General features: G+C 65.6%; 1 pseudogene. It reads right to left on the reverse strand.

The annotated features are described in order from the left end of the window. Nucleotides 1–189 (reverse strand): annotated as a pseudogene (locus tag GTW40_RS02355) (hypothetical protein); the annotation flags it as partial. Nucleotides 190–212 lie beyond the last annotated feature (23 nt).

Consider the following 212-nt stretch of genomic DNA (forward strand, 5'->3'; position numbering starts at 1 on the left):
CAGGAACTGGGGGACGACGGTCACGATGTTGCGATAGCCGTACTTCAGCCCGTAGTAGAGGGCCGCGCTGCCGCCCTTGGAGACGCCCAGCAGGCTGACCTGATCGCGGGTGAGGCCGAGCCGGGCCCTGGTGGACTCGATGAGCCGGTGGACGGAGTCCTCGATGCCGAAGTCCATCGAGCGGCACATGTAGTAGCTGTAGTGCCCGTCGA

It is taken from the genome of Streptomyces sp. SID4985, assembly GCF_009863025.1.
In the GTDB taxonomy this organism is placed as follows: domain Bacteria; phylum Actinomycetota; class Actinomycetes; order Streptomycetales; family Streptomycetaceae; genus Streptomyces.